Origin of the sequence: Tianweitania sediminis (genome assembly GCF_017813335.1) — a bacterium.
GTDB classification, from domain to species: Bacteria; Pseudomonadota; Alphaproteobacteria; order Rhizobiales; family Rhizobiaceae; genus Tianweitania; species Tianweitania sediminis.
The window spans coordinates 414,319-441,131 of record NZ_JAGIYY010000001.1 but is presented as its reverse complement, the minus strand read 5'-3'; the positions used below and the strand labels follow the sequence as shown (position 1 = coordinate 441,131).

Annotated in this window: 21 protein-coding genes; 12 read left to right on the top strand and 9 right to left on the bottom strand. The window is 63.3% G+C overall.

The annotated features are described in order from the left end of the window. Positions 1-4 precede the first annotated feature (4 nt). Positions 5-1,099, bottom strand: coding sequence for an acyltransferase family protein (locus J5Y06_RS02020; protein WP_209333436.1), 1,095 nt, complete (start codon positions 1,097-1,099; stop codon positions 5-7). 201 nt (positions 1,100-1,300) lie between these two features. Between J5Y06_RS02020 and J5Y06_RS02015 the strand changes: the two genes are divergently transcribed. The 4 genes from J5Y06_RS02015 to J5Y06_RS02000 all read left to right on the top strand — a co-directional run bounded on the left by J5Y06_RS02015 (position 1,301) and on the right by J5Y06_RS02000 (position 5,493). Continuing rightward, on the top strand, positions 1,301-1,531 hold the full coding sequence (locus J5Y06_RS02015; protein WP_209333435.1) for a hypothetical protein: 231 nt from the start codon (positions 1,301-1,303) through the stop codon (positions 1,529-1,531). Between the two features lie 79 nt (positions 1,532-1,610). After that, entirely contained in the window at positions 1,611-3,776 is a 2,166-nt protein-coding gene (locus J5Y06_RS02010; protein ID WP_209333434.1) for a transglycosylase domain-containing protein, read from the top strand. A gap of 74 nt (positions 3,777-3,850) precedes the next feature. After that, positions 3,851-4,600: an SDR family NAD(P)-dependent oxidoreductase gene (locus tag J5Y06_RS02005; protein WP_209333433.1), complete on the top strand. Its 750-nt coding sequence runs from the start codon at positions 3,851-3,853 to the stop codon at positions 4,598-4,600. 56 nt (positions 4,601-4,656) lie between these two features. After that, positions 4,657-5,493, top strand: a complete 837-nt coding sequence (locus J5Y06_RS02000) for a sterol desaturase family protein (protein WP_209333432.1) — start codon at positions 4,657-4,659, stop codon at positions 5,491-5,493. Here J5Y06_RS02000 and J5Y06_RS01995 read toward each other — a convergent pair. The 6 genes from J5Y06_RS01995 to hutI form a co-directional block, all read right to left on the bottom strand. Further along, the gene (locus tag J5Y06_RS01995) at positions 5,469-6,308 is read right to left on the bottom strand and encodes a transporter substrate-binding domain-containing protein (protein ID WP_209333431.1); all 840 of its coding nucleotides are present in this window, start codon (positions 6,306-6,308) and stop codon (positions 5,469-5,471) included. The genes J5Y06_RS02000 and J5Y06_RS01995 overlap by 25 nt on opposite strands. A 71-nt stretch (positions 6,309-6,379) precedes the next feature. Beyond that, the gene (locus J5Y06_RS01990) at positions 6,380-6,925 is read right to left on the bottom strand and encodes a HutD/Ves family protein (protein ID WP_280819005.1); all 546 of its coding nucleotides are present in this window, start codon (positions 6,923-6,925) and stop codon (positions 6,380-6,382) included. A gap of 35 nt (positions 6,926-6,960) precedes the next feature. Further along, complete coding sequence (hutU, locus tag J5Y06_RS01985; protein WP_209333429.1) at positions 6,961-8,631, bottom strand: urocanate hydratase; 1,671 nt, start codon at positions 8,629-8,631, stop codon at positions 6,961-6,963. Continuing rightward, positions 8,628-9,452, bottom strand: a complete 825-nt coding sequence (gene hutG / locus J5Y06_RS01980) for an N-formylglutamate deformylase (protein WP_209333428.1) — start codon at positions 9,450-9,452, stop codon at positions 8,628-8,630. The genes hutU and hutG overlap by 4 nt, the downstream gene beginning before the upstream one ends. Beyond that, positions 9,449-10,984, bottom strand: a complete 1,536-nt coding sequence (hutH, locus tag J5Y06_RS01975) for a histidine ammonia-lyase (RefSeq protein ID WP_209333427.1) — start codon at positions 10,982-10,984, stop codon at positions 9,449-9,451. Before hutH ends, hutG begins: the two co-directional genes overlap by 4 nt. After that, a complete protein-coding gene (gene hutI / locus J5Y06_RS01970; RefSeq protein ID WP_209334327.1) occupies positions 10,981-12,147 on the bottom strand; it encodes an imidazolonepropionase in 1,167 nt (388 codons plus the stop codon). The genes hutH and hutI overlap by 4 nt, the downstream gene beginning before the upstream one ends. A 141-nt stretch (positions 12,148-12,288) precedes the next feature. Here hutI and J5Y06_RS01965 point away from each other — a divergent pair, with 141 nt between their 5' ends. From J5Y06_RS01965 to rpsU, 8 genes are all read left to right on the top strand, one after another. Next, positions 12,289-13,638, top strand: a complete 1,350-nt coding sequence (locus J5Y06_RS01965) for a formimidoylglutamate deiminase (RefSeq protein ID WP_209333426.1) — start codon at positions 12,289-12,291, stop codon at positions 13,636-13,638. Continuing rightward, positions 13,638-14,357, top strand: coding sequence for a histidine utilization transcriptional repressor HutC (gene hutC / locus J5Y06_RS01960; protein ID WP_209333425.1), 720 nt, complete (start codon positions 13,638-13,640; stop codon positions 14,355-14,357). Before J5Y06_RS01965 ends, hutC begins: the two co-directional genes overlap by 1 nt. 131 nt (positions 14,358-14,488) lie before the next feature. Further along, positions 14,489-17,836: a transglutaminase family protein gene (locus J5Y06_RS01955; RefSeq protein WP_209333424.1), complete on the top strand. Its 3,348-nt coding sequence runs from the start codon at positions 14,489-14,491 to the stop codon at positions 17,834-17,836. Between the two features lie 6 nt (positions 17,837-17,842). Then, a complete protein-coding gene (locus J5Y06_RS01950; protein ID WP_209333423.1) occupies positions 17,843-20,248 on the top strand; it encodes a circularly permuted type 2 ATP-grasp protein in 2,406 nt (801 codons plus the stop codon). Then, the gene (locus J5Y06_RS01945) at positions 20,248-21,126 is read left to right on the top strand and encodes a transglutaminase family protein (RefSeq protein ID WP_209333422.1); all 879 of its coding nucleotides are present in this window, start codon (positions 20,248-20,250) and stop codon (positions 21,124-21,126) included. Before J5Y06_RS01950 ends, J5Y06_RS01945 begins: the two co-directional genes overlap by 1 nt. 244 nt (positions 21,127-21,370) lie before the next feature. Continuing rightward, a complete protein-coding gene (deoC, locus tag J5Y06_RS01940; RefSeq protein ID WP_245247629.1) occupies positions 21,371-22,303 on the top strand; it encodes a deoxyribose-phosphate aldolase in 933 nt (310 codons plus the stop codon). A 13-nt stretch (positions 22,304-22,316) separates the two neighbouring features. After that, the gene (locus J5Y06_RS01935) at positions 22,317-24,689 is read left to right on the top strand and encodes an aldehyde dehydrogenase family protein (protein ID WP_209333421.1); all 2,373 of its coding nucleotides are present in this window, start codon (positions 22,317-22,319) and stop codon (positions 24,687-24,689) included. A gap of 155 nt (positions 24,690-24,844) precedes the next feature. Further along, positions 24,845-25,114 (top strand): 30S ribosomal protein S21, encoded by a 270-nt coding sequence (gene rpsU, locus J5Y06_RS01930; RefSeq protein ID WP_209333420.1) that lies wholly within the window; start codon positions 24,845-24,847, stop codon positions 25,112-25,114. A gap of 6 nt (positions 25,115-25,120) precedes the next feature. Here the strand turns inward: rpsU and J5Y06_RS01925 are convergent, their stop codons facing one another. Then, a complete protein-coding gene (locus J5Y06_RS01925) occupies positions 25,121-25,987 on the bottom strand; it encodes a metal ABC transporter permease (RefSeq protein ID WP_209333419.1) in 867 nt (288 codons plus the stop codon). Further along, entirely contained in the window at positions 25,987-26,808 is an 822-nt protein-coding gene (locus J5Y06_RS01920) for a metal ABC transporter permease (protein WP_245247628.1), read from the bottom strand. The genes J5Y06_RS01925 and J5Y06_RS01920 overlap by 1 nt, the downstream gene beginning before the upstream one ends. Between the last annotated feature and the right edge of the window lie 5 nt (positions 26,809-26,813).

The following is a 26,813-nucleotide window of genomic DNA, read 5'->3' as shown; positions in this document are numbered from 1 at the left end:
ACGCTTATCGGGCGGCGATCGGGCGCTCCGCCTTGGCGCGGTTGTGCTCGAGTGACGCCCAGCCCGGCCGCTCGAACAGCCAGCGGCCGTATCCGCTCCATTGCACAAGGGCGTAAAGTATCACCGGCCCGCTGACGCCCGCAACGGTGACCAGCAGCCCCATCGTCCCAATGTCATCGATGACGCCGAGCTTGAGCAGCACGGCGCGTGCAACGGCCATCGGAAGGAAAAACGCCAGGTAAACCACGATGGAATGGGCGCCGAGCCAGGTCAGCCAGCTCATGGACGCCATGCGGGCGGCGAGTGTGCCGACCGCCACCACCGCGCCGGCGCCGAGGAAGCCGAGCACGAGGCTGACAAGAGGGAGTTCGGCGAGGCCGCCGATCCCGCCGGTATGGCCGATTTCGTGTGCAACCAGGAAGGTGAGCGCCGGCGGCACGGGTGTGAACACCAGCGCCGCATTCACGACAGCCCACACCCCGAGCGCAACGAGGGTTGTGCCGGTACGCGCACGGGCAGCGTCGGCAAAGGAGAAGATGAGCTTGGCCAGCGCATATCCCGCATAGAAGTAGACATAGCGGGCACAGAACTCGTCGAAGATCAGCCAGCCGGTGTGAACGGGGAGGATCTCAAGAAGCGCTGCCCAGGCAACCACCAGCCAAACCGGCAACCGGCGGATCAGCCGCGTGAAAACAAAGAAGATCGGCAGGATATAGATGAACCACAAGGTGCCGAAAGGCTGGACGAAGGCGTGGAGGAAGTTGCTGGCGGCCGTCGCAACGCCGTCTTCTATGGCCATGCCGGGCGCCTTGAAAGCGAACTGGATCGTGACCCAGAGGACATAGAAATAGGCGAAGTGCACAACCTTGCGATCAAGGTAGCGTCGCCAGGGTTTGTCGATCGTCAGCGCGAGAAAGAGCCCGGAAATCAAAAAGAAATCCGGCATTCGGAAAGGGCGCGCCCAGCTCACGACGTGGTGCATCCAGCCGTTTTCGCCGGCAGCGAGTTCGACCCCCAGAACCGCATGCACCATCACCACGAAGATGATGCACAGTCCTTTGGCCGCATCCACCCAGTCAACGCGCGCGCTCGCAGACATGTTGCCACCCCGTTTCCTGGATGCGCTATAACCGCGGCACTCTGAAAGGTGCTTTAACGGGGTGAACCTTCGACGTTGACGTAGCGGAAATTGGTTTGTGTGCTAAACAAAGGATGATGCCAGCGCAGGCAGATCTGCTTAAAAGATCGGCAGATGCTCACAAGCCACGGGGAGGAACTTGGTGGTGGAGGGGAGTTTCTCATGATTGCGCCCAAGCGGCCAATGAAGCGTCGCGCCGGCCGTCGGCAAACGCCAGCCTCGGGATTGCGGATCTTGCCGTTCCGCATCGGTCCTGCCGCGCGGGAATTTCGGCACTATGAAGCCATTGTGGCATGTCGGCAATCCACGCAGATCGATGATCGCGTGTGGGAGCGCTACCTCGCCAGCGACGATTTTGCCGCCTGGCATCTGGTTGATCTTCTCCAGCGCTGAACGAGGCAGGGTTAACCACCCCTAAAGGAGCCGCATTTACCGTGCACCGGAGCCTGCTTGTGCAGGGGACGGGCAGGGAATGGCATCCAGAACCAAGGTCAAGCGCATCGAACCGAGCTTCGGCGGAGCCTCGACGGGCGATGAGTTGTCCGTGAGCGCTGAGGATCGTGTTGTGCGGCCAGCGAAACAGAAATCGCGAAGCGCGGGAAAAGGCGCGAAAGGTCGAGGCGGGCGCGCATCCCGTCTGCGCGGCGGACTGTTCGGTTGGTTTGGCAAGGCTGTTTATTGGTCGCTCGTGCTGGGACTCTGGGGCGGCATCGCCGCCGCTGGCCTGGTGGTCTTCTATGCAGCTCGCATGCCCAGCGCCACCACGTGGGAGGTTCCGGACCGAGCCCCCAATGTTAAAATCGTCGCGGTCGACGGCATGCTGATCGCCAATCGTGGCGCCAATGGCGGCGAAGCGGTCGGGCTGCACGAAATGTCGCCCTTCATTCCCATGGCCGTCGTGGCAATCGAGGATCGCCGCTTCTACGACCATTTTGGCGTGGATCCGATCGGCCTCGCGCGCGCCTTTGTACAGAACGTCCTGGAAGGACGCGTGGCGCAGGGTGGCTCGACGCTGACCCAGCAACTGGCCAAGAACCTGTTTCTGAAGCCTGAGCGCACCATCGAGCGGAAGGTGCAGGAAGTCATGCTGGCACTTTGGCTGGAGCGGCAGCACTCAAAGGAAGAGATCCTCGAACTTTACTTGAACCGCGTTTATTTCGGTTCGGGCTCCTATGGCGTGGAAGCGGCGTCGCGTCGCTTTTTCGGCGTCTCCGCCCGCAACGTCACCCTGTCTCAGGCTGCCGTGCTGGCGGGCCTTCTGAAAGCGCCCTCGCGCTTGTCGCCGGCGCGCGACCCGGAAGCTGCGGAAGAACGCGCCCAGGTGGTGCTTGCTGCCATGCGCGACCAGGGCGCGATTGCCGACACGGACCTTGCTTCGGCCATGAGTGCGCCGGCCGCCCGCGCCGCGGCTTACTGGACCGGCTCGGAAAACTATGTCGCCGACCGCGTCATGGATGAAGTTCCCGATCTGATTGGCGAGGTCGGCAGCGACATCATCGTGGAAACCACGGTTGATCAGACGCTGCAGCATTTTGCCGAACTGTCGATCCGCACCTTGATTGATCAGAACGGAGCCAAGAACCGCGTCAGCCAGGGTGCGCTTGTATCCATCGACAATTCAGGCGCCATCCGCGCCATGGTGGGCGGCCACGATTACGCGAAAAGCCAATTCGACCGCGCGTCGGAAGCGCGGCGCCAGCCTGGTTCGGCGTTCAAGCCCTTTGTGTTCCAGGCAGCCCTCGAACAAGGAGCGCGACCGGACTCCACCCGGAATGATGCGCCGGTCGCAATCGGGAAATGGCGTCCGGAGAACTACGAGGGAAAGTATTATGGTCGGGTCACTCTCACCGACGCGCTGGCCAAGTCCTTGAACTCGGTGGCCGCACAGCTTGCCCGCGACGCCGGTGTCGACCGGGTGATTGAAGTCGCCCACCGCATGGGCATCAACTCTAAGCTGGACCGCAACGCATCCATCGCGCTCGGCACGTCGGATGTAACGCCGCTGGAACTTACGGCCGCTTACGTTCCCTACGCCAATGGCGGGTTCAAAGCCGACCTGCACTTCATCAGGCGGATCACTAACCCGGCGGGCGAGGTCCTCTATGAGTTCAAGCCGAAGAACACACCGCGCGTCGTCCGTCCGGACATCGTGGGCATGATGAATGCCATGATGATGCGCACGGTTGAAGCCGGCACCGCCAAGCGGGCGGCCTTCGGCTGGCCGGCGGCCGGGAAAACCGGCACCACGCAGAACGCGCGCGATGCCTGGTTCGTGGGCTATACGGCAAACCTCACCACGGGCGTCTGGTTCGGCAACGATGATGGCCAGCCGATGAAGAACGCAACGGGCGGCTCGCTCGCAACCATTGCCTGGCATGATTTCATGGCGGCTGCCCATGAAGGGCTGCCACCTGTGCCACTGCCGGGGGTCGAGTTCTACCGCGCACAGCCCAAGCTCGACGCCATCATCGGTGCATCCGCGCAAAAAGCTGTCCCGCTGCAGGCGATCGAGCCCGCGGGCTTTCAGCGCGACGAGGCCGAAAACCCGGCAACCGGCGCGGTCCGCCGGCCGGCGGTCGGTGTTGGCGAAAGCACGGCGAGCAGCAAAAGCATCCTGTCGATCATCTTGGGAAATTGATCGGGCAGGAAGCATCCGCCGGCTCGCATTGTGGTCGCGGCTTCGCTACATAGCCGGGGCTGGAGACCCGCCGCATGGCTGACATCGATCGAAGAAAAACGCTGGTTCTGACGGGCGCGAGCCGTGGGATCGGTCATGCCACCGTGAAACGATTTTCCCGCGAAGGGTGGCGCGTGATCACCTGTTCGCGGCAGGACTTCTCCGAAGACTGCCCGTGGCCGGCAGGCCCGGATGACCACATCAAAATCGACCTGTCGGATCCGGAAGATGTGGGCAGTGCAGTCGCCGAGATCCGGCATCGCCTGGAAACGAGCGGCGACCAGCTGCAAGCGCTGGTGAACAATGCGGGCATTTCGCCGAAGCTCAAGAGCGGCAACCGCATGAACTCCATCGACACGCCGATGCATGTCTGGCGCGATGTGTTTCAGGTGAACTTCTTCGCCCCGATCATGCTGGCCCGCGGCCTTTTCAAGGAGCTCGCGGCGGCGAAAGGCTCCATCGTCAACGTCACATCTATCGCCGGCACGCGGGTGCACCCGTTTGCCGGCACCGCTTACGCGACCTCCAAGGCGGCGCTGGGCTCGTTGACCCGCGAAATGGCCGCCGATTTCGGCCCCCATGGTATCCGCGTGAACGCCATCGCACCGGGTGAGATCGACACGGCGATTCTGTCGCCCGGCACGGAAAAGATCGTGGAAGGCATCCCACTCCGCCGTTTGGGAACAACGGGGGAAGTGGCCGACATCATCTTTTTCCTGTGTTCGAGCCAAGCCTCCTACATGAGCGGCTCGGAAATCCACATCAATGGTGGCCAGCACGTTTGAGCGTCGGCTGCGCCAGCCTGCTTGAACCTGAGGCGGGCTGACGCGACATAAAGCGGATGGACCCTGTTGTGCCCGCCGAAGCGACCGTCCGCCTGATCGCCTTTCTTGCCATCTTCGGCGGGATGGCTGCCTTGGAGCTTTGGTCGCCGCGCTTGGAGCGCGACGAACTGCGGGGCGCCTGGAAAAGCCGACGGTGGGTCGCCAATCTCGGCCTCGTGGTGCTTTCTTCCGTGATCTTGCGGGTCGCGTTCCCAGCTGCGGCCGTCGGAGCGGCTTTGTGGGCGCAGGCGAACGACTTTGGATTGCTGCGGATCCTGGAAGTGCCGCCGCGTCCAGCCGGCCTCCTTGCCTTTGTTCTCCTCGATTTCGCAGTTTGGGCCGAGCATGTGGCGAGCCACAAAGTGCCGCTGTTCTGGCGCTTTCACCGCGTCCACCATGTTGATACCGCGGTGGATGTCACCACGGGACTGCGCTTTCATCCCGTTGAAATCCTAGCATCCATGGTTTGGAAGGCCTTGGTTGTGGTTCTGTTTGGTGCCCCGCCCTTTGCCGTCCTTTTGTTCGAGATCGTGCTCAATGCCGGCGCGATGTTCAGCCATTCCAACATTCGCTTGCCCGGCAGCGTTGATCGGATCCTGCGGCGGGTGATCGTCACGCCCGACATGCACAGGGTTCATCATTCCAGCACCCCCGCGGAAACCGACACAAACTACGGCTTCAACTTTGCCTGGTGGGACCGCTTGTTCGGCACCTATCTGGCGCAGCCGGCTGCGGGGCACGGCGGGATGGAGATCGGTTTGAAGGCGCCTCGGGGGCGAGAAACGACAGGCCTGTTCTGGTTGCTCCGCTTTCCGTTCAGGCGGGCGGCTCAGAAGAAGCCGATCGGGAAATAGCGCAGGTAAAGTTCCGCAAAGGTCCCCTTGGCGCTGATTTGGTGAAGCGCGTAGTCGATCGCCTGACGCAGCACCGGCTGGTCGAGCGGAACGGCGACAGCCAGCCCTTGCCCGAGATATTCGGGTGCGATGAAGGGTCCGCCAACAAAGGAACAGCAATTGGCGCTTTCGCTTTCGCCGAGCCAGAAGCTGATCTGCATGCCATCGCCGAAAGCGAGCGGGATCATGCCGGTTTGAACCGCCGCAAGCATGGCCTCGAAGTCGTCGAAGCCCTGAACGGTGACGCCGGGGAAAAGGTCGCGCAGCATTCTTTCGTGCGCCGAGCCCGTCATGACGCCAACGGTTCGGCCGGCGAGGTTTTCAGCCGTTGGCTCCACGAGATCGGTGCGCTGCGCCATGAAGCGGGCGGGAAACACCATGTAGGGTCGCGAAAAGGCCAGCGTGCGGCGGTTTTCTTCGGTGACGGCGAGGCCAGCCAGAAGCGCCTCGCCCTCTCCATCTTCCAGCGCCTGGCGATGTTCGTCCCAAGGCAGCGCCTGGATCTGGCATCGCTCCGTGATCGCGAGCTCGGCGCAGATCGCGCGGGCAAGGTCCACATGAAAGCCGCTCAAACGGCCTGTCTCATCGATGAAGTTGAAAGGCGGAAATTCGGTGGTCGTGATGAAGCGGAGCCGTTCCACCTCGCCGAGATCCGGCTTCGGCATGCGCTCCTTCGGATCCCAAAGGTTGGGAAGGATCGGTTCTGCCGCAAAGCCCGGTGCTCCGGCCAACAGGCCGCAGCAAAGCAGGAAGGATCTGGCAAAGGTGCGAAGCATGGAGGTTCAGCCTTAAGGGCTGGCAGGGTTGCGGCTTAAACGACCACCCTGTCAACCCGCAGGGATCAGGCTCAGGACACGAAGCCGAGGGTGACGATAAAGAAGCTGCAGCCTTGGCCATCGGATTGCAACACGAAGCTTCCGCCGCTCGTCACCACCGCGTCCAGAGGTCCAAGAGGCTGCTCCTCGTCCTTCGTGCAAACCCGCACCAGCCCTTCGTGACCGATGATCAGGACGACTTCTGCCCCGATCGACAGGCTCAAGGCACCCTCCAGGGCGAAACGAGCGACATCGTGCTCCCAGCGGCCGCGGCGGGTCATCACGTTGAGGTCCGTGATCGCCCCGTCCAGAAGCACCGCAGACGTTGCTTCATCGGCAGGAAACCGGAACGGCAGGCTGTTCTTGTGAAGGCGCACCGGACTGGCCTGCCCGACAAGAAGATCAATGCCTTCTCCGGAAAGCACGGCCAGGGTCCGGTCGACGCCTTCGAACAGCGAAAAGGCGCCATCTTCGGCGACGCTGGCGGTGGAAATCCGCCACTCGAAATCCGCCACGGACGCACCGGAAGGATGAACCGCGATCTCCGTGGTCATTCCCTTGCCGTTCTTCCACGGCATGCGCTTGTGGCCGCTAGCCGGCAGGAAGCGCATGATCAGCCCAGAATGCCCGGCAAGTTGAGGCCGTTTTCCTTGGCGCAGTCGATCGCTTCCTCATAGCCGGCATCGGCATGGCGCATCACGCCGGTAGCCGGATCGTTCCAAAGGACGCGTTCCAACCGGCGGTCGGCGTCTTCCGTCCCATCGCACACGATCACCATGCCGGAATGTTGCGAAAATCCCATGCCGACGCCGCCGCCGTGATGTAGCGAAACCCAAGTCGCGCCGGAGGCGGTGTTGAGGAGCGCGTTCAGGAGCGGCCAGTCCGACACGGCGTCCGATCCGTCCTTCATGGCTTCGGTTTCGCGGTTGGGCGAAGCCACCGAGCCGGAATCGAGATGGTCGCGGCCGATCACCAACGGCGCCTTGAGCTCGCCATTGCGCACCATCTCGTTGAAGGCGAGGCCGAGGCGATGACGATCGCCCAAGCCGACCCAGCAGATGCGCGCCGGCAAGCCTTGGAACTTGATGCGCTTGCGCGCCATGTCGAGCCAGTTGTGGAGGTGGTGGTTGCCCGGCGTCAGCTCCTTCACCTTGGCGTCAGTCTTGTAGATGTCCTCCGGATCGCCCGACAAGGCCGCCCAGCGGAACGGCCCGATGCCACGGCAAAACAGCGGCCGAATATAAGCCGGCACGAAGCCGGGGAAGTCAAAGGCATCAGCAACGCCTTCTTCCAGCGCCATCTGCCGGATGTTGTTGCCGTAATCGACGGTGGGCACGCCCATCTTCCAGAAGTCGAGCATGGCGCGCACATGGGTCGCCATGGACTGCTTGGCGGCGTGTTCAACCGCCTTCGGATCGCGCTCACGCTTGCTTTCCCAATCAGCCAGCGTCCAGCCCTTGGGCAGGTAACCGTTGATCGGATCATGCGCGGAGGTCTGGTCAGTCACCGCATCGGGCTTGATGCCGCGGCGCACGAGTTCGGGGAAGATGTCGGCGGCATTGCCAAGGAGGCCGACGGACACCGCCTTCTTCGCCTTCACGGCTTCGTCGATGATCGCGAGCGCTTCATCAAGGTCTTGTGCCTGCCGGTCGAGATAGCCGGTCTTCAGCCGCATTTCGATGCGGCTCGGTTGGCATTCCACCGCAAGGCAGGAGGCACCGGCCATGGTGGCCGCCAGCGGCTGCGCGCCACCCATGCCGCCGAGACCGGCGGTCAGGATCCAGCGGCCGGACAGATCGCCATCATAATGCTGGCGGCCCATTTCCACAAAGGTCTCGTAGGTGCCCTGCACGATGCCTTGGCTGCCGATATAGATCCAGGAGCCCGCAGTCATCTGGCCGTACATGGCCAGCCCCTTCTTATCCAGTTCGTGGAAATGATCCCAAGTCGCCCAATGGGGGACGAGGTTGGAGTTGGCGATCAGAACGCGCGGCGCATCCTTGTGCGTTTGGAACACGCCCACCGGCTTGCCGGATTGCACCAGCAGCGTCTGGTCGGATTCCAGCGTCTTCAGGGCCGCCACGATCCGATCGAAACTTTCCCAATCCCGCGCGGCGCGACCGATTCCGCCATAAACCACGAGTTCGCCCGGCTTTTCCGCCACGCCCGGATCAAGGTTGTTCATCAGCATGCGCATAGGCGCTTCAGTCAGCCAGCTTTTCGCGGAAAGCTCCGGGCCGGTGGCAGCACGGATTACGCGCTGATTGTCGATTCGGGTGGTCATGCGGAAGCTCCGGTGTTGGCCCAGTCGAGCGCGGTTTGGAGAATGGTTTTCAATCGCGCGCGGATCGGCGCAGCATAATCGGCATCATACGGCACCGGCCAGGTTTCCGGCGTGCCCTTGCCTTCTGGCTCGTTGAGGTAGCCGCGGTTCGACAGTTCCATCTGAAGCGCGTGGACGCCGTTGTCGGGCCGGCCGTGATGGCGGGTGATGAAGCCGCCCTTGAAGCGGCCATTCACCACAAAGCTTTCGCCGCTGTCTTCCAAGATGGCACCGACGGCCGCTTGAAGCGCAGGATCGGCGGAGCGGCCATCGTTGGTGCCGAGATTGAACACCGGAAGCCGGCCCTCGAACAAGCGCGGCAGTACCGATCGGATCGAATGGCAGTCATAAAGCACGACGCGGTCATGCATGCGGTGAAGCCGCAGCAACTCACTGTCCAGCGCGGCGTGGAACGGCGCATGGTAGGTTTCGCGGCGGCGCTCGATTTCTGCCGCATCCGGTTCATGTCCCGGCTTGTAGAGCGGATCGCCATCAAAGGTTTCGAGCGGGCAAAGATCAGTGGTGGTCTGACCTGGGTAAAGCGAAACACCGGACGGATCGCGATTGACGTCGATCACCGAGCGCGAAATGGCCGTGTGCACGATCGTGGCGTCGAGCTGTTCCGCGAAGTCATAAAGCTGGTCGATCCACCAATCGGTGTCGCGCTGCGCGAGCCAGGGCGATACGAAAGCATCGTCAAGGCCGGCGAGATTCGTACCGGTATGGGGGAAGCTCACAAGAAGCGGTGCCTGGCCGCGACGGATGGTAAGCCAGTCAGTCATGCCGTCACTCCTGGAAGTTCGATCGCAGCCGCGGCGTCCACCACCGCGCCCGAGCGCACCAGCGCATTGGCGGCTTCCATATCAGGATGGAAGTAGCGGTCGTCATCGAGATGCGGAACCTGCGCGCGCAGCAGCGTGCGCACGGCTTCCAAAGGCGCGCTGGATTGAAGCGGCTGATGGAAATCGCAACCTTGCGCGGCAGCGAGCAGCTCGATGCCGATCACGGCCGTTGCATTCTCAACCATGCTCATCAGGCGCCGCGCACCGTGGGCGGCCATGGACACATGGTCTTCCTGGTTGGCGGAGGTCGGGATCGAATCCACGCTCGCCGGATAGGCTTTCTGCTTGTTTTCCGAAACGAGGGCTGCCGCCGTCACTTGCGGGATCATGAAGCCGGAATTCAGGCCCGGTTTCGGCGTCAGAAAAGCCGGCATGCCCGATAGAGCAGGGTCGACCAGCATGGCGATGCGGCGTTCGGCAATGGAGCCGATCTCGCACACGGCCAGCGCGATCATGTCAGCGGCGAAGGCCACCGGCTCGGCATGGAAATTGCCGCCTGACAGCGCCGTGTCGTCTTCAACAAAGATCAGCGGATTGTCGGACACGCCATTGGCTTCGGTGCCGAGCGTGTCTGCCGCCTTGCGCAAAACGTCGAGAGCGGCACCCATCACCTGTGGCTGGCAGCGCAGGCAATAGGGGTCCTGCACGCGCTCGTCGCCAACACGATGCGACTCGCGAATGGCGCTGCCGGCCATCAGAGCACGCAAGGCGTCCGCCGTTTCGATCTGGCCGCGATGGCGGCGCAGGGCATGGATGCGCGGATCAAAAGGCGCGTCGGAACCCTTGGCGGCATCGGTGGACAATGCGCCGGTCACCAGTGCGGCTTGGAACAGCGTTTCGGCTTCAAACAAGCCCGCCAACGCGTAGGCGGTGGAATATTGCGTGCCGTTAAGGAGCGCGAGGCCTTCCTTGGCGCCAAGCACCGCCGGCTCGAGTTCGGCAGCGCGCAAACCTTCAGCAGCAGGCAAACGCTGCCCCTCGATCCAGATTTCACCAACGCCGATCATTGCCGCCGCCATATGCGCCAAGGGCGCGAGATCGCCGGAGGCACCCACCGACCCTTGCGCCGGCACAATGGGAATGACGTTCTTCGCCAGCATGGCTTCCAGCAGTTCCAGCGTCTTCAGCCGCACGCCGGACGCGCCCTGCGCGAGGCTGGCCAGCTTCAGCGCCATCATCAGGCGCGTCACTGCCGCTGGCATCGGCTCGCCCGTGCCCGCGGCATGGCTCAGAACGATGTTGCGCTGGAGCGCCGCCAAGTCACCGTCGGGAATGCGCACGGAAGCGAGTTTTCCGAAGCCTGTGTTGATGCCGTAAACCGGCTCACCCTTGGCCAGAATGCGCGCAATCGCATCCGCACTTGCCTGCACCTCCGGCTTGCAGGCCGGGTCGAGCACAACGTCGGCGCCGCCCCAGATTGCGTGCCAGTCCGCCAGCGACGCCTCGCCCGGCTTCAAGGTTATTGTGGTCATTGGCCCCTCCAGATGCGGGCGTGAAGCGGATTGAAACCGATGCGGTAAACCAGCTCGGCGGGACGTTCGATGTCCCAGATCGCGAGATCAGCCCACTTACCGGGTTCTAGCGTGCCGACCTCATCCTGCAGCCCCAACGCCTGTGCGGCGTTGCGGGTGACGCCGGTTAGGCATTCTTCGACGGTCATCGAAAACAGGGTCGCACCCATGTTCATGGTGAGCAGCAAAGACGTCAGCGGCGAGGTGCCGGGATTGGAGTCTGTTGCCAACGCCATCGGCACCTTGTGCTGCCGAAACAGGTCGATCGGCGGCTTCACCGTTTCGCGGATGAAGTAAAACGCGCCGGGCAGGATCGTCGCCACGGTGCCGCTCTTCGCCATCGCCGCCGCCCCGGCCTCGCTCGTATGTTCGAGGTGATCGGCCGACAGCGCGCCATAGCGGGCAGCCAGTTCCGCACCGCCAAGATCGCTGAGCTGGTCGGCATGCAGCTTCACCGGCAGGCCGAGCGCCCTTGCGGCATCGAACACCCGTGCGATCTGCTCCGGCGAAAAGGCGATGCCTTCACAAAAGCCATCCACCGCATCAGCCAGACGGTCGCGCGCGATCGCCGGCAGCATCTCGTTGGCGACCTGCTCGATATAAGCGTCCTTGTCGCCGTTCGCTTCGACCGGCAGCGCATGGGCGCCAAGAAAGGTGGTGCGGATCGTGACGGGCCGCTCCGAACCCAGCCGCCGCGCGGCCCGCAGCGATTTCGCTTCGCTGGTCGCGTCGAGGCCGTAGCCAGACTTCACTTCCACCGTGGTGACGCCTTCCGCGATCAGCGCATCAAGCCGCGGCAGGGATTCCTTGATCAACTGGTCTTCCGAGGCCGCTCGCACGCCGCGCACGGAGGACACGATGCCGCCTCCCGCCCTCGCGACCTCTTCGTAGCTCGCGCCTGCGAGCCGCATTTCGAACTCGTTAGCGCGATTGCCCGCGTAAACGAGATGGGTGTGGCAATCGATCAGGCCGGGCGTGATCCAGCGACCGTCACAATCCACCAAAACGGCACCTGACAGGCCGGTGGGGAGGTCGGCTTCGGGTCCCGCATGGACGATCTTTCCATCTCGCGCAACAACTGCGCCGCGCTCGACCAAGCCGAGTCCATCAGCGTCGGTTCGCATGGTGGCAAGGCGGGCGTTGCGCCAGATCGTCAGGCTTTCAGGGGTTCCGGACACGAGCAGACTTCCCTCGGCAGCTGGTTATGTATAGACATAATGATCAGACGGGCTAAGGCTTGGCAAGCTTAAATCGAGAGGCGAAAGATGACCACGATCCACGCAAGGCAGGCGCTGTTGTCCACCGGGTGGGCCGCCGATGTTCGTCTGATGCTGTCCTCGGGACAAATCCAGGACGTGGAGTTGGGCGTCGAGCCACAAGCCGGCGACGAGCAGCACGCGATCCTCCTGCCGTCTATGCCCAACGTTCACAGCCACGCTTTTCAGCGCGGCATGGCCGGTCTGGCGGAAGTGCGCGGGCCGGGCTCCGACAGTTTCTGGTCTTGGCGCGAGGTGATGTACCGTTTCGCGCTCACCATGACGGCCGAGGATGTCGAGGCGGTGGCGGCACAGCTTTATGTCGAGATGCTGGAAGCCGGCTTCGGCCGCGTTGGCGAATTTCACTACCTTCACCATCAGCCTGATGGGCAGCCTTATGCCGACATCGGCGAACTCGCCGCCCGCATCGCCGCCGCCGCCAGTCAGACCGGCATCGCACTCACGCTGCTGCCCGTGTTCTATGCTCATTCCGGCTTCGGCGGCGCAGCGCCGAACGGAGGCCAGCGCCGGTTCATCAATGATCGCGATCAGTTCGCGGCCTTGCTCGAGCGCTGCGAAACCCTGACGGATGCCCTGCCAAATGGCGTCACAGGCCTGGCGCCCCACAGCCTGCGCGCGGTCACGCCCGACGAGCTCGACTGGCTCGCAGGTCTGCGGCCAGACAAGCCCATACACATCCACATTGCCGAACAGGTGAAGGAGGTGGAAGACTGCGTTGCCTGGTCCGGGCGCCGGCCAGTGGAATGGCTGCTCGGCCACCAGCCGGTGGACGCGCGCTGGTGCCTGATCCACGCCACCCACATGACATCAGCGGAAACAACAGCCTTCGCCAAAACCGGCGCGGTCGCAGGCCTTTGCCCCATCACCGAAGCCAATCTCGGCGACGGCATCTTCGAGGGAGTCACTTTTGCTGAAAACGGCGGCGCAATCGCGATCGGCTCGGATTCCAACATCGAGATCGGCGTGGGCGCGGAACTGCGGTCCATGGAATATGCCCAGCGCCTGCACCATCGCGGCCGCAACATGCTTGTTGAACCCGGCCGCTCCAATGGCGCGGCACTGTTTAACCGCGCTCTCGTTGGCGGCGCGCAGGCGCTTGGCGTTTCTTCCGGGCTAAGCCGAGGTGCTGCGGCGGATTTCGTCAGCCTCCAGCCTGATGATGTTGCGCTGGCCGGCCGCTCGGGCGATGCCATCCTCGATGCCTGGATCTTTTCCGGGCGACCGCTTGTGGATTGCGTTTGGGTGAATGGCACCAAGCAGGTCGAAGCCGGCCGCCATCGTAGACGTGAAGCGATCGCCCGGCGGTTCACCCGCACCGTCGAGCGGCTGCTGTCCTGATGCCGTCCGGCGCTGCCCCACTGCACCGGCAGATCCGGGCCGCGATCGAAGCCAAGATCCTGTCCGGCGAATGGCTGCCGGGAACGCGCATCCCCAACGAGACCGAGCTTGCGGCGACCTATGGCTGCGCCCGCATGACCGTCAACAAGGCGCTGAGCGAACTGGCCGCCGACGGGTTGATTGAGCGCCGGCGCAAGTCTGGCAGTGTGGTTCGGCAACCCGTGTTGCAATCCGCGGTTCTGGAAATTCACGACATTCGGGCCGAGGTGGAAACGATCGGCCTTTCCTACCGCTTCGAGATTCTGAAGCGCCAGGCGCGGCAGGCAAGCCGGGCCGATTGCGCCCGGCTACAGATCGAGGAGCCGGTGCCTGTCTTGGCGCTGACGTGTCTGCATTGCGCCGCGGAACGTCCGTTCTGCCTGGAAGATCGCCTGATCAGCCTTGCCGCCGTGCCGAATGCAAAGAATGAAGCCTTTGCCGCGCTGGCCCCTGGCGCCTGGCTGATCGGCGAAGTGCCCTGGAGCACCGCCGAGCACCGTATCAGCGCGGTGTCTGCCGGCCCGGATGCTTCCTTGTTGCAGCGTCCGCTCGGAAGCGCTTGCCTTGCGGTGGAGCGCCGCACCTGGAATGCCGAGCAACCGGTGACGCATGTGCGTCTTATTTATCCTGGCGATGCCCACGCCTTGGTGGCCCGCTTCACACCTTCTAAAGCCGGCTAATGAAGCTCCGTGGAAATCGGGTCCCGAAACCCATCTTCCACAACCGAACCAAGCCTTGCCAGATCCTGTTTGAACGCGATTTACTGGCGATCAGGAAGTGGCAGTCTAGGCCGCAGGGGACAAGAAGCTGCATGGCGATCAAGGCCGCGATCCATCATCTCACGCATTACCGATACGACCGGCCGGTTACACTCGGCCCGCAGATCATCCGGCTGCGGCCGGCGCCGCATTCACGCACGCGGGTGATCGCGCACTCCCTCAAGGTTTCGCCTGACAACCACTTCGTGAACCTGCAGCAGGATCCCTACGGCAACTGGCTGGCGCGCTTCGTTTTCCCCGAGCCGGTGCGCGAGCTGAAGATCGAGGTCGACGTCATCGCCGACATGACGGTCTACAACCCGTTCGACTTCTTTGTGGAGCCGGAAGCCGAAAGCTACCCCTTCGAGTATCCCGCCGACATCGCTGAAGACCTGGTGATCTATCGCAAGGCAGAAGCCGCGGGGCCGCGTCTCCAAGCTTTTCTCGACACGATCGAGCGCGAAGCCCCCTCGACGGTCAACTTCCTGGTGGACCTGAATACCCGATTGTCGCGGGAGATTGGCTATCTCATCCGCATGGAAGCCGGCGTGCAAACGCCGGAAGAAACGCTGGAAAAGGCGTCCGGCTCCTGCCGCGATTCCTCCTGGCTGTTGGTGCAGGTGCTGCGCCATCTCGGCTTTGCGGCCCGTTTCGTGTCCGGCTATCTTGTTCAGCTGAAGCCGGATCTCGCTGCGCTGGATGGACCGGCTGGCACGGCGGTGGATTTCACGGACCTGCATGCCTGGGTGGAAGTTTATCTGCCCGGTGCCGGCTGGATCGGTTTCGACCCAACCTCCGGTCTCCTCACGGGTGAAAGCCACATCCCGCTGGCAGCCACGCCCCACTACCGCAATGCCGCGCCGATCAGCGGTGTGGCAAGCTATGCCGAGGTTGATTTCGCCTTTGACATGCGGGTCAGCCGCGTTGCCGAACATGCTCGCATCACCAAGCCGTTCTCGGACGAAGCCTGGGCCGAACTCGACGCGCTCGGTCACGCGATCGACCGCGAACTGGAGGCAAACGACGTGCGCCTCACCATGGGCGGCGAGCCGACCTTCGTGTCGATCGACGATTTCGAGTCAGCCGAATGGAACACCGCGGCTGTGGGTCCGACCAAGCGCGACAAGGCCGACCAGCTGATCCGCCGGTTGCGCGAGAAGTTCGCGCCGGGCGGCTTCCTCCACTATGGGCAGGGGAAGTGGTATCCCGGCGAAACCCTGCCGCGCTGGACCTTTTCGCTTTACTGGCGGAAGGACGGCGAGCCGATCTGGGCCGATCCCAACCTGATTGCCACGGAAACAGCAGACACGAAGGCGGGTCCCCGCGACGCGGAAGCGCTGGCTGCGGCCATTGCAGCCCATCTCGATCTTCCAACGGACGCTGTTTCCCCGGCCTATGAAGACCCCGCCGAATGGATTCTGCGCGAAGGCAACTTGCCCGCCAATGTCGATCCCGCGAATTCCGAGCTTGCCGATGCCGAAGCGCGCAACCGCATGGCGCGGGTGTTTGAGCGCGGCTTGAACAAGCCATCCGGCTATGTCCTGCCGGTGCAGCGCTGGAACGCCAAGGCATCCGGTCATCGCTGGCAAACGGAAAAGTGGAAAACGCGGCGCGGCAAGCTGTTTCTTGTGCCGGGCGACTCTCCTGTCGGCTACCGCCTGCCGCTCAGCGCGCTCGCGCACGTGCCGCCGGCGCGCTTCCCCTTCATTGTCCCCACCGACCCATCGGTTGATCGCGCGCCCTTGCCACCGCGCGACGCCTTGTCCAAGCCAGCGACGAAAGCCCAGCAGGGCGATGAGCGATCCTTGCCGGAAGCCTCCTTCGAGGCCAGCACACCCACGCAAGCCCAGGTCGAGCAGACCGCCTCCGACATCGAGGGTGTGGTGCGCACGGCGATCTCCGTTGAACCCCGCGACGGTCGTCTTTGCGTGTTCATGCCGCCGGTTGAAGCGCTGGAAGACTATCTCGAACTGATCGCCGCCGCCGAGGAAGCGGCAAAAAAGATCGGCTTGCCGGTTCACATCGAAGGTTATGCCCCGCCGCAGGACCCCCGTCTGGAAGTGATCCGCGTTGCGCCAGATCCGGGCGTGATCGAGGTCAACATTCATCCCGCATCGACCTGGGACGACTGTGTCCAAACCACGACGATGCTTTACGAGGAAGCGCGGCAAACGCGCCTCGGCGCCGACAAGTTCATGATCGACGGTCGCCACACCGGCACCGGCGGCGGCAACCATGTCGTGGTAGGCGGTGCCACGCCCATGGACAGCCCGTTTCTGCGCCGGCCCGACCTCCTGAAAAGCCTCGTGCTGTACTGGCAGCGTCACCCCGCTTTGTCCTACCTGTTCTCAGGTCTGTTTATCGGTCCCACCAGCCAGGCGCCGCGCGTTGATGAAGCGCGCCACGACGCGTTGTATGAGCTGGAAACGGCTATTGCGCAGGTGCCGATGCCGGGCGAGGGCCTCGCGCCTGCGCCGTGGCTCGTTGACCGCCTGTTCCGCAATCTGCTGGTGGATGTCACCGGAAACACCCATCGCTCGGAAATCTGCATCGACAAGCTGTTTTCGCCCGATGGCCCGACGGGCCGGCTCGGTCTTGTTGAATTTCGCGGCTTCGAAATGCCGCCCTCGCCTCGCATGAGCCTCGCCCAGCAGCTGCTGGTGCGCGCGATCATTGCGCGGCTTTGGAAGGCACCGCTCGACGGCGGCTTCGTTCGCTGGGGCACGGCATTGCACGACCGTTTCATGCTGCAGCATTATGTGTGGGCCGATTTCCGCGACGTCCTGGCCGATCTCACCTGCCACGGCTTTCCCGTGAAGTCCGAATGGTTCGAAGCCCTCCTTGAATTCCGCTTCCCCTTCTGCGGCGAGGTGGAAGCGGAAGGCGTGCGGCTGGAAATCCGCCAGGCGCTGGAGCCCTGGAACGTGCTTGGCGAAACCGGCGCGATCGGCGGCACGGTGCGCTATGTCGACAGCTCGGTGGAACGCGTGCAGGTGCGCGCCGACGGCTTCAACCCGGAACGTCACGGCGTGCTTTGCAACGGCCGCGCCGTGCCCTTGCAGCCCACCGGGATCGTCGGCACCTTTGTTGCCGGCGTGCGCTTCAAGGCGTGGCAGCCGGCTTCCGGCCTGCATCCCACCCGCCCCGTCGATGCCCCGCTGATCTTCGACATCTTCGACCGCTGGTCAGGCCGCGCGATCGGCGGCTGCGTGTATCATGTTGCCCATCCCGGCGGGCGCAACTACGAGACGTTCCCGGTGAACACCAACGAGGCCGAAGCACGGCGCCTGGCGCGCTTCATCCCGTATGGCCACACGCCGGGCCCGGGAACGTTCCGGCCGGAACAGCCCTCACGTGAGTTCCCGCACACGCTCGACTTGCGCCGCCCCGCTGGTATTTGAGCCAGCATGATTGAAACCAGCGCGCCAGACCCGTTCGCGCCGAACCGGGGCGGATGGACGGGGTCTTACCGCCTGAACCCCGATGCCTTCGACGAGATGATGGCAGCCCCGGGCTCGGTGCGCCCGGCCTGGCAGCCGCTGGTGAACGCCCTCGATGCTTTCAGCGCCGAGGAAGCGGCGCGCCGCTTCGCGCGTGCTGATCGGTATCTCGCGGATGCCGGTGTGTTTTACCGGCTCTACAACAAGGCTGGCACAGTGGAACGGCAATGGCCGCTTTCGCACCTGCCCTTGATCCTGGACGAGGGAGAATGGCATGCGCTGGCAAACGGGTTGGTTCAGCGCGCCGAACTCCTGGAAGCCCTTTGTGCGGACATCTATGGCGATAATCGGCTTGTGGCCGAGGGCCTGCTTCCTCTGGAGCTGATTGCGGGCAACGCCGAGTTCCTGCGGCCGATGGTCGGCCAGAAGCCGGCGGGAGGACGTTTTCTCCACTTCCTCGCCTTCGACCTCGGGCGCGACGTCCAGGGGTTCTGGCGCATCCTCGGGGATCGCACGCAGGCTCCTTCGGGGGCAGGCTTCGCACTGGAAAATCGTGTGGCCACTGCCCGCGCGTTCGGCGACATCGGCAGCGCATCGAACCTGCATCGCCTGGCCGGTTTTTTCCGCGACTTTCGGGATCATCTTGCAGCCGCGCGCCGCAACAAGAACGAAGGCATCGCGATCATCACCCCGGGCCCGCTCAACGACACCTATTTCGAACACGCTTACATCGCCCGCTATCTGGGTCTTCTTCTTCTGGAAGGGGAAGATCTTGCCGTTGTGGATGGACGCGTGCAGGTGCGCACCGTTTCGGGCTTGAAGCCACTTGGGGTTCTTTGGCGCCGCCTCGACGCTGCCTTCATGGATCCTCTGGAACTGCGTTCGGATTCGCGCATCGGTACGCCCGGCCTCGCTGCGGCCATGCGTGCAGGCGCAGCCACCATGGTGAACGCTTTGGGATCGGGCATTCTCGAAACGCGCGCCCTGCACGCTTTCTTGCCGGCTCTGGCCTACCGGCTGATCGGCGAGAAGCTGAAGATCCCCAACATCGCGACCTGGTGGTGCGGCGCAAGCAAGGAAGCAGGATGGGTGCGCGATCGCTTCGATGACCTGCTGATCGGTCCCGCGCTCTCGACCCGCTTGCCGTTTGAAGACGAGGAAACGCAGGAAGGGAAGCGACTTGCGCCCGCCGTCCGCGAGCGTTGGCTGCAAGCGCTGGAGCTCGATGGCCGCCGCGTGGTCGCGCAGGAGCCGATAACCCTGTCTACGATGCCGGTCGACGAAGACGGCCAGATTTCCCCGCGTCCGGTGGTTCTGCGCGCCTTTGCTGCTCGCACGGCACGAGGCTGGACGGTGATGCCCGGCGGCTTTGCGCGGGTCGGGCAAACCGGCGAAGCGTCGGCCATATCGCTCCAACGTGGGGGCCGTGTCGCTGATGTCTGGGTTGTGGGTTCACGCCCGGTGGAACAGGTCAGCCTGATCAACCAGGAAGTCTGCGGCGGGGGACGCAATCCGCAAGGCATGTTGCCGGCTCGCACGGCGGACAATCTGTTCTGGCTCGGCCGCTACGTGGAGCGCACGGAAGCCACCGTGCGCATTCTGCGTGCGTACAACAGCCGATGGGCCGAAGGCCCTGACGACCGTTCCGGACTGCTTCAATCCCTACGCGATGACCTCCTCACGCTCGGTACCGATGCACGCAAGGCACTCCCGCAGTCGCTGCTGGATACCCTGGGAGATGTCGAGCGCACGGGTGGACGGGTGCGGGACCGCTTCTCGGTGGATGGTTGGCTTGCCTTGCGCGATCTCACCGAAACGGCTGCGCAATTGTCGCCGCGCATCCAGCCTGGCGATGACGCGGTGCGCGCAATGACCGTTCTTTTGCGAAAGCTCACCGGATTTTCGGGGCTGGTACATGAAAACATGGTGCGTTTCATCGGCTGGCGCTTTCTTGAGATCGGCCGGCGCATGGAGCGTGCCAAGCAGATGACGAGGCTTCTGGCACGGTTCGCCCGGCCGGATGCGCCGGACGGTGCCCTCGATCTGCTTCTGGAAATCGGCGACAGCGTGATCACGCACCGCCGACGCTACGGCATGACCTTCAGCACACAAACGCATGTCGACCTTCTGGCGCTTGATCCTCTCAATCCGCGTTCGGTTCTGTTTCAACTGGCGGAGTTGAAGACAGAAATCGGGCTGCTGCCGGATCGCGACGGAAGGGGCGCCCGTGCCCCGTTGCCGATCGAGATCATGCGGCTGCACAGCAGCCTTGCCGTGATGGCTCCTGCTGCCGTGACGAGTGCCGTGCTCGAAACTCTTGGCGCGGATCTGGCGGCCTTGTCTGACCTTCTTTCGGACAGTTATTTCCGCTGATGCTTTACGACATCAACCTCACGCTCGGCTACGACTACGGGTACCCGGTTTCAGGCGCAAAGCACCTCCTTCGCGTGCTTCCCGATACGTTGAACGGTATCCAACGAGTACAGGCTGCATCCGTCAGGATTTCGCCGCAACCGACCGAGCGCGAGGACGGGCGTGATTTCTTCAACAACCGCACAGTCGCGCTCAGCCTGCGCGAAGCGCATGAAGAGCTGGAAATCACCATGCAGGCGAGAGTGGAGGTTCAGCGGCAAACCACCACTCTGGATCTGTCGCCCCTTTTATCAGGCCTGGAAGCGGAGATCGGGTCGATCCGCTCCCTCGGCTTCGACACGCCACACCATTTCCGCCACGAGACCGCTCGACTGAGGCAAGTGGAAGCGATCGCGAAATACGCACACGCCAGTGCAAGCCGGACCCAAACCGTACGGGCGGTGGTGCAGGAGCTTGGCTATCGCATCCACGAGGACTTCGCTTACGATCCTGACGCGACCCTGGTGGATACGTCGATTGCCGAAGCCTTTGCGCTGAAGCGCGGCGTTTGTCAGGATTTCGCGCACATCATGATTGCCGCCTGCCATGCGCTCGGCATTCCGGCTGGTTATGTTAGCGGTTTCATCCGCACGGTCCCGCCCGAAGGCGAAGAGCGCTTGGAAGGAGCGGATGCCATGCATGCCTGGATGCGCGCCTGGTGCGGCCGCGAAGCCGGCTGGATCGAGTTCGATCCCACCAACGCAATGCTGGCCAGCGACGACCATATCGTGGTGGCTTACGGACGTGACTACGGCGATGTGTCACCAGTAGTTGGCGTGCTTCAAGCCGGCGGCCGCCATCGGATCCGGCAAAGCGTCGACGTCCGGCCCCTGTCGTGAAGGGAAGCCAGCAACCCGTCGGCCTTGTTTCCGACGCCCATGTGGGAGATGATCGTTTTCCTTGCCGGACGTCCTGGCATGAAACATCAAGGTCAGCGGGTCCGGAGGCGCTTCCATGACCATGCACCCCAAGACGCCTAACAGCGGCAAAACACAAAACTCGGCCGAACTCGTTCAACTGCGCCAGGGTCGCGTCGCCGCAAACACCAGCGCGCCGGACACTCTGCCTGAGCGGAACCCCGGCATGCCTTTTGACGTGCGCTTTCTTGATGCGCTGCGCCGCGTCAACCTGAGCGGCCTGGAGCGGCGTGCCTCCACCCTGACGAAAAGGCGGTCGATCAAGGGTGACAACCAAGCGGCATGGCTGCTGCGCTCCCTTGCTCTCATGGACCTGACGACGCTCAACAGCAACGACACGGACGAGCGGGTCCGCCGGCTTTGCGCGAAGGCGTTGAACCCCTTGAGCCGCGATCTGCGGCAAGGCCTCGGACTTGGGGATACGGTGATCCGCCCTGCTGCGGTGTGTGTGTATCATCCTTTTGTTGCGACCGCGGCGCATGCGCTCCGGGGCAGCGGGGTTGAGGTTGCGGCAGTCTCCACAGCCTTTCCTCACGGTCTGGCACCCCTGGAAACACGGATCCGCGAGATCGAGCTGTCCGTCGCGGCCGGTGCAACCGAAATCGACGTGGTGATCAAGCGCGGCTTGGTTTTCGCCGGGCGGTGGGAAGAACTGTTCGAGGAGGTGCAGGCGTTTCGGCAAGCGTGCGGGGATGCTCACCTGAAGGTGATCCTCGGCACCGGCGATCTGGCCACGCTCCGCAACGTCGGCCTCGCATCCATGGTGGCCATGATGGCGGGCGCCGATTTCATCAAGACGTCCACCGGCAAGGAAAGCGTGAACGCTACACTGCCAGTGGGCCTCGTGATGGTGCGCGCCATTCGGGCCTACCACGAGGCGACCGGCATTCGGATCGGGTTCAAGCCGGCGGGCGGGATTTCCACCGCCAAGGCATCGCTCGATTGGCTGGTGCTGATAAAGGAAGAGCTTGGTCGGGAATGGCTCGAGCCGGATCTTTTCCGCTTCGGTGCGTCGAGTCTCCTGACCGACATCGAGCGCCAGCTCGAACACCACCTCACCGGCCGTTATTCGGCCGGCTATCGCCACGCCATGGCTTGAAGGCATCGGCTTTATGAACATTCTCGAACGCTTCGGAGCGATGGACTATGGCCCGGCGCCGGAATCCCGAGCGGAAGCCGATCGCTGGATTGCCGGGCGCGATTTCTCCCGAGCGCTGTTTATCGACGGAGCGTGGACCGCGTCGGCATCCGGGCGGACCTTTGCCACGGCTGAGCCGGCGCAGGGCCGCCATCTCGCCGATATTTCGCAAGCGGATGCCTCGGATGTGGATCGTGCCGTAGCCGCCGCCGCTGCTGCCCTGCCTGCCTGGCGCGAAACATCCGGCTACGGGCGCGCACGTGTGCTTTATGCGCTTGGCCGTGCAATCCAGCGGCATGCGCGGCTGTTTGCCGTGCTGGAAACGATCGACAACGGAAAGCCAATCCGCGAAAGCCGCGACATCGACGTTCCGCTGGCCATTCGCCACTTCATCCACCATGCCGGCTGGGCGCAGAACCTCGACCGCGAAGCACCGGGGATGGTTTCGGTCGGCGTGTGCGGACAGATCATCCCGTGGAACTTTCCGCTGCTGATGCTCAGCTGGAAGATCGCGCCGGCGCTGGCAGCCGGTTGTACGGTGGTGCTGAAGCCGGCCGAATTCACGCCTTTGACGGCCATTCTGTTTGCCGAAATCTGCGAGCGCGTGGGCGTGCCGAAAGGCGTGGTGAACATCGTGCAGGGTGGTCCAGAGGTCGGCGAGGCGATCGTCACCCATTCCGATGTCGCAAAGATCGCGTTCACCGGCTCATCCGAGGTCGGCAAAATCATCCGTGGACGAACCGCAGGTTCCGGCAAGCAGCTTTCCCTGGAGCTTGGCGGCAAATCCCCCTTTATCGTGTTCGAGGATGCTGACCTCAATTCCGCGGTGGAGGGCCTGGTTGACGGGATCTGGTTCAATCAGGGTCAGGTCTGCTGTGCAGGCTCGCGCCTGCTGGTGCAGGAAAGCGTTGCGGGTGAATTCCTGCGCAAGGTGAAGGCGCGGATGGCGCGGCTTCGCGTCGGGGATCCACTGGACAAGAACACGGACATCGGGCCGCTGGTGGACCAGACGCAACTGGAGCGCGTTCGCGGTCTTGTGGCGGAAGGGGTGGCGCAAGGTGCGGCCTGTTGGCAGCCGCAGGGGGAATTGCCCACGAGCGGTCACTTCTTTGCGCCGACGCTGGTGTCGGATCTCGCCCCCGCCAATCTGCTTGCGCAGGAAGAAATCTTCGGCCCCGTGCTGGTGAGCATGACCTTTCGAGACACGGCGGAGGCAATCGAACTCGCAAACAACACGCGCTATGGGCTGGCGGCTTCGATCTGGAGCGAAACGATCGGCCTCGCCTTGCAGGTGGCGCCGGCGTTGAAGGCTGGCGTCGTCTGGATTAACGGCACGAACATGTTCGATGCGGCCGTTGGCTTCGGGGGATATCGTGAAAGCGGCTTTGGCCGCGAGGGCGGGATCGAGGGCATGCAGGCCTACCTGAAGCCGGCGCACGGGGGCACTCGATCCGTCCTCGAGCCTTATACCTTCCAGGTGGCTGACGGCGCCCCGGGCGATCTGATTGACCGCACACCGAAGCTCTTCATTGCCGGCAAGCAGGTGCGTCCGGACAGCAACTACAGCTATGGTGTGCTGGATCATGGGGGCGCGGTTGTTGGCGAAGCGGGTGTCGGCAACCGCAAGGACATCCGCGACGCTGTTTCGGCTGCCCGCGCAGCAACCAGGAGCTGGGGGAGCGCAACTGCTTATAATCGCGCCCAAGTCCTTTATTATCTGGCCGAGAACCTGTCCGCCCGAACGGGGGAGTTCGCCCAGCGTCTGCAACGATTGACGGGCGTTGAGGCCGATAAGGCGCGCGAGGAGGTCGAGGCTTCGATCGAGCGTCTTTTTGCCTGCGCCGGCATGGCCGACAAGGTCGAGGGCCGCGTCCACAATCCGCCGATGCGAGCCGTGGCCATGGCCCTCAACGAGCCGCTGGGCGTGATCGGCATCGTCACGCCTGACGGGCAGCCTTTGCTGGGCTTGGTGGCAATGCTCGCCCCGGCGCTTGCCATGGGCAACACTGTGGTGGTTGTGCCATCGGCGCGCTGGCCGCTGCTGGCCACAGATCTTTACAGCGTGATCGAGACCTCGGACGTTCCCGCCGGTGCCATCAACATCGTGACCGGGCCGGGCGCTGACTTGGCGAAGGTGCTTGCCCGCCATGATGATGTGGACGGCTTGTGGCTGGTGACCGACAAGGCAACGGCCGCGGAGGCCGAGCGCGAGTCGGCGGGAAACCTCAAGCGCGTTTGGACCAGCGGCGGCCTTTCCGTCGACTGGAATGGGCAAGATGGCGCAATCGATCGCTTCCTGAAACGAGCCGTCGAGATCAAAAACGTCTGGGTTCCCTACGGCGATTGACCGCGCCGCGCAGGATTTTTGCTGTGGAAGGGTTGCGGATTCGGCCGTTTGGCCCTAGGTGAAGCGCATCCGTCGACCGTGTTGGGCTCCCGAGGGAGTCCTGTTCAGGTCGCTTTGCCCGGAAAATTCGAACAAGAAGACCAAGGGGTCAGCCATTGCAGGTTCTCGTCCGTGACAACAATGTGGAGCAGGCGCTCCGCGTTTTGAAGAAGAAATTGCAGCGCGAAGGCGTGTTTCGCGAGATGAAGGCGCGCCGCGCCTATGAAAAGCCGTCCGAGCGCCGCGCCCGTGAAAAGGCCGAAGCTGTCAGCCGTAGCCGCAAGGCTGCCCGCAAGCTCGCTCAGCGCGAAGGCCTGATCGCTGCGCCGAAGAAGAAGCCGATGACCCCGCGTCCGGGTGCTCCGGCTCCGGCTGCTCGCGCCTAATTTCCTTTACGGATCCTGATCTTGAACCGTGCCGCCGACCCGTTCGGCGGCGCGGTTTTTTGCGCTTGTGCCCAGGAAAACAACAACGAACAGCGCAGCCAGGATCACTACGATCGTGGGAGCGGGCGCGCTATCAACGAAAAAGCTCATGTAAACGCCGGCGAGCGACGAAGCGCTCGCAATCAGCGTTGACGTAAGGAGCAACCGTTCGAAGCGCTTCGTCAGCAGAAAGGCGATAGCGCCCGGTCCGATCAAGAGCGCGACGGCAAGGATGATGCCCACCGACTTCAGCGCGCCCACGATGGTGAGCGCGAGGACGCTGAGCAAGCCGTAATGCAGCAGCCGCACGGGCAATCCGATGGCGCGGGCATGCTGCTCGTCGAAGGCGGCCACGAGAAGATCGCGGCGAAAAACGAGGATCAACAGCACCACGACAAGAGCGATGATCCCGGTTTCCACCACATCACCCCACACCAGCCCGAGCATGTCGCCGAACAGGATGTGGTCGAGGTGGAGGTCGGTCTGAACCTTTGTGTAAAGCACGAGTCCGAAGCCGAACATGCCTGAAAACACCACGCCCATGACGGTGTCTTCCTTGATCCGGCTGTTTTCCTTCAGAAATCCCGTCGCCAGCGCGCAGATCATGCCCGCAGCGAAGGCGCCGATCGCCAGCGGAATTTCAGCGATGTAGGCCAGAACGGTGCCGGGAAGCACGGCATGGCTGATGGCGTCCCCCATTAGCGACCAGCCTTTCAAGACGAGGTACGCGGACAGGAGGCCCATGGGAATGGCCACCACAAGCGCCATCACGAAAGCCTGCTGCATGAAGGGAAACTGAAACGGCCAAACCAGCCAATCGGTGAGGGTAGGCATCACGCCTCCGCCTGGAGCGCTTCGTGGCTCCTGCGCCGGGCGGCAAGAAGCCCGTGCTTCGGCGCAAACACGAAGGCGAGCAGGAAGATCAGCGTTTGCAGCACGACGATGACGCCGCCCGTCGCGCCATCCAGAAAATAGCTGAAGTAGGCTCCAAACAGGCTGCAAAGGGTGCCGATCGCAACCGCAATCATCAAGAGGCGCGGAAACCGGTCGGTCAGGAGATATGCGGTGGCGCCGGGTGTTACCACCATGGCGATCACCAGAAACGCACCCACCGTTTGCAGCGCCGCAACAGTGGAAGCAGCCAGCAGCGTGAAGAAGAGAATTCGTAACCGGCCAGGGCGCAGGCCGATCGTCCGCGCGTGGTTCTCGTCAAAGAACACCACCATGAGATCCTTCCATTTGAAAAGAAGGATCACGAGCGAGATGCCGGCAATCAGCACGAGCTGCAACGTGTCGCCGGGCGTCACGGCAAGGATGTTGCCGAGCATAATCGTCTGGATATTCACCGCCGTGGGCTGCAGCGAGATCATGAACAAGCCGACGCCAAAGAACGACGTGAAGATCAGGCCGATGATCGCATCCTCCTTCAGTTTGGTGCGGTGGTTGAGGAACAGCATAGCGCCGGCCGCGAGGCCGCCGGACAGGAACGCCCCGAGCGCAAACGGCAGGCCGAGCATGTAGGCGCCCGCGACGCCCGGCACGATCGCATGGGACAGCGCATCGCCGATCAGCGACCAGCCTTTCAGCATCAGGAATGCGGACAGAAAGGCGCAAACGCCCCCCACCAGCGCGCTGACCCAGATGGCATTCACCATATAGC

What these genes read in the sequence shown, in the direction of transcription:
- J5Y06_RS02020 (WP_209333436.1), bottom strand. Translation starts at nt 1,099, where the DNA reads ATGTCTGCGAGCGCGCGCGTTGACTGGGTGGATGCGGCCAAAGGACTG.
- J5Y06_RS02015 (WP_209333435.1), top strand. Translation starts at nt 1,301, where the DNA reads ATGATTGCGCCCAAGCGGCCAATGAAGCGTCGCGCCGGCCGTCGGCAA.
- J5Y06_RS02010 (WP_209333434.1), top strand. Translation starts at nt 1,611, where the DNA reads ATGGCATCCAGAACCAAGGTCAAGCGCATCGAACCGAGCTTCGGCGGA.
- J5Y06_RS02005 (WP_209333433.1), top strand. Translation starts at nt 3,851, where the DNA reads ATGGCTGACATCGATCGAAGAAAAACGCTGGTTCTGACGGGCGCGAGC.
- J5Y06_RS02000 (WP_209333432.1), top strand. Translation starts at nt 4,657, where the DNA reads ATGGACCCTGTTGTGCCCGCCGAAGCGACCGTCCGCCTGATCGCCTTT.
- J5Y06_RS01995 (WP_209333431.1), bottom strand. Translation starts at nt 6,308, where the DNA reads ATGCTTCGCACCTTTGCCAGATCCTTCCTGCTTTGCTGCGGCCTGTTG.
- J5Y06_RS01990 (WP_280819005.1), bottom strand. Translation starts at nt 6,925, where the DNA reads ATGCCGTGGAAGAACGGCAAGGGAATGACCACGGAGATCGCGGTTCAT.
- hutU (WP_209333429.1), bottom strand. Translation starts at nt 8,631, where the DNA reads ATGACCACCCGAATCGACAATCAGCGCGTAATCCGTGCTGCCACCGGC.
- hutG (WP_209333428.1), bottom strand. Translation starts at nt 9,452, where the DNA reads ATGACTGACTGGCTTACCATCCGTCGCGGCCAGGCACCGCTTCTTGTG.
- hutH (WP_209333427.1), bottom strand. Translation starts at nt 10,984, where the DNA reads ATGACCACAATAACCTTGAAGCCGGGCGAGGCGTCGCTGGCGGACTGG.
- hutI (WP_209334327.1), bottom strand. Translation starts at nt 12,147, where the DNA reads ATGCGAACCGACGCTGATGGACTCGGCTTGGTCGAGCGCGGCGCAGTT.
- J5Y06_RS01965 (WP_209333426.1), top strand. Translation starts at nt 12,289, where the DNA reads ATGACCACGATCCACGCAAGGCAGGCGCTGTTGTCCACCGGGTGGGCC.
- hutC (WP_209333425.1), top strand. Translation starts at nt 13,638, where the DNA reads ATGCCGTCCGGCGCTGCCCCACTGCACCGGCAGATCCGGGCCGCGATC.
- J5Y06_RS01955 (WP_209333424.1), top strand. Translation starts at nt 14,489, where the DNA reads ATGGCGATCAAGGCCGCGATCCATCATCTCACGCATTACCGATACGAC.
- J5Y06_RS01950 (WP_209333423.1), top strand. Translation starts at nt 17,843, where the DNA reads ATGATTGAAACCAGCGCGCCAGACCCGTTCGCGCCGAACCGGGGCGGA.
- J5Y06_RS01945 (WP_209333422.1), top strand. Translation starts at nt 20,248, where the DNA reads ATGCTTTACGACATCAACCTCACGCTCGGCTACGACTACGGGTACCCG.
- deoC (WP_245247629.1), top strand. Translation starts at nt 21,371, where the DNA reads ATGCCTTTTGACGTGCGCTTTCTTGATGCGCTGCGCCGCGTCAACCTG.
- J5Y06_RS01935 (WP_209333421.1), top strand. Translation starts at nt 22,317, where the DNA reads ATGAACATTCTCGAACGCTTCGGAGCGATGGACTATGGCCCGGCGCCG.
- J5Y06_RS01925 (WP_209333419.1), bottom strand. Translation starts at nt 25,987, where the DNA reads ATGCCTACCCTCACCGATTGGCTGGTTTGGCCGTTTCAGTTTCCCTTC.
- J5Y06_RS01920 (WP_245247628.1), bottom strand. Translation starts at nt 26,808, where the DNA reads ATGGTGAATGCCATCTGGGTCAGCGCGCTGGTGGGGGGCGTTTGCGCC.